At 43.6% G+C, this 1,889-nt stretch carries 2 protein-coding genes and 1 pseudogene; all 3 read left to right on the top strand.

The window, feature by feature from the left end:
* The coding region (locus tag ACP45E_RS02440) for an ABC transporter substrate-binding protein (RefSeq protein WP_241824250.1) at window positions 1–605 on the top strand (605 nt) is incomplete at its 5' end.
* Window positions 605–1,567 (top strand): ABC transporter permease, encoded by a 963-nt coding sequence (locus ACP45E_RS02435; protein ID WP_017037931.1) that lies wholly within the window; start codon window positions 605–607, stop codon window positions 1,565–1,567. The genes ACP45E_RS02440 and ACP45E_RS02435, both read left to right, overlap by 1 nt.
* Window positions 1,554–1,889 (top strand): annotated as a pseudogene (locus ACP45E_RS02430) (peptide ABC transporter permease); the annotation flags it as partial. The gene ACP45E_RS02435 and the pseudogene ACP45E_RS02430, both read left to right, overlap by 14 nt.

Raw genomic sequence — 1,889 nt, 5'->3', positions numbered from 1 at the left:
CACTTCTGCCGCCAACGTCATGGGCGTATCAGAAAGACCAAGTACAAATCCGGTACGACCGGAATTACGCGATCGCCTTATTACGAGAAGCTGGCTATGACTCTGATTTAGAATTAACCATGTCTATCCCTTTAGAAAGCAAAGCGTACAACCCGAGCCCTCGCAAAACTGCCGAGCTAATCCAAGCTAATTTTGCTGATATTGGAATCACACTTCATCTTATTACTGAGGACAGATTAAGTCGTAGCGACGCAAACAACAGGGATAATATCGACTTATTTTTAACCGGTTGGCTTGGTGCGACTGGGGACCCAGACAATTTCTTTAGGCCTCTGCTCTCCTGTGATTCTGAAAGAGCGGGGCTTAATATCTCGATGTGGTGTAACTCAGATTTTGATTTTCTACTCGATTTAGCACTGGAAGTCGACAAGCCTCGTTATCGTACCAATTTATATTATCAGGCCCAGAATATCTTGAATGATGAATTCCCAGTCATTCCACTTGCCCATGGCAGACAATTTCAGGTTTACCATAATTCACTGAAAGGGATAGAATTCAATCCCTTTAATTTGCCCCCATTTAACTTAGTAGAACGGAGTCAGTAATGTTTTTATATACGCTTCGTCGTCTGAATCTGTTTTTTATTACTCTATTGCTGCTTACGCTCATTGGATTCAATATTGTTCGCCTTGACGCCCTATCTCCGTGGGCACATCTTGATTTCTGGAGTGGCTGGTTAAGCTATCTTGTCGAGCTTTCTCAGCTTAACTTTGGGGTCAATAATAATGGAGTACCTATCATTGATGAGCTCATCATCGTTTTCCCTGCGACCATTGAATTATGTTTGATCGCTTTCATCATCTCAATGTTTGTCGGTATTCCACTCGGTACGCTAGCAGGAATGAAACAAGGAAAGTGGATCGATAGCATTATCTCGTTCACCTCAATGACGGGTTATTCTGCTCCCATTTTTTGGGTCGCATTACTATTGATCATGGTGTTTTCTTTAGAATATCAAGTATTACCTATTGCGGGTCGGTACGATTTTCTTTACCAGGTAGAGCACGTGACTGGGTTTGCGTTGATCGATGCCTTCTTTACGGAAGGAAAGTATCGGGCTCATACCGTTCAAAGTGTTTTAGAACACTTAATATTACCCTGCTTGGTATTGGCATTGGCACCCACCACGCAAGTTATTCGATTGATGAGAACGTCTGTTGCAGAAGTCATGACACAAAATTACATTCGAGCGGCTCGAATAAGAGGTCTCACGACTCTTGAGATCATTACCCAGCACGTAATGAGAAACGCCATTCCGCCCATCATCCCAAAAATTGGTGTCCAACTCTCTAGTATGCTCACCCTGGCGATTATTACCGAGACCATTTTTAACTGGCCAGGAATCGGCCGATGGTTACTTGATGCATTATCCAATCAAGATTATACGTCTATACAGGCCGGTGTTATGGTGGTCGCGACGTTTGTGTTAACCGCAAATATTATTTCAGACTTAATTGGTGCAATGGTTAACCCATTGGAGAGAAAGGGTTGGTATGCTAACAAATAACATTTATCAAGAAGAGCATATCCCGACTCAGTTCCAACGGTTCTGGCGAAGTTTTCGCTCTAACAGCCTTGCAATGTTCGGTTTGTGGTGCCTGGTTATCATTATTTTGATTACACTAGCTTCACCCTTGATCACACCTCATGATCCGCAAGCACAATCGACACAGCTTCTTATTCCTCCTTCATGGAACCCATCAGGGACCGTTGAGTACTTTCTAGGGACCGACGATTTAGGTCGAGATATTCTTTCTCGGCTGATTCAAGGCTCTCAACTTACCTTTGGGGCTGCGGTAGTGATCACGGCTATTGCTGCGACTGTAGGT

Source organism: Vibrio genomosp. F10 str. 9ZD137, assembly GCF_049974785.1.
Taxonomy (GTDB): domain Bacteria; phylum Pseudomonadota; class Gammaproteobacteria; order Enterobacterales; family Vibrionaceae; genus Vibrio.
Note: the sequence above shows the minus strand (reverse complement) of the source record. Positions and strands in the feature narration are given on the sequence as shown.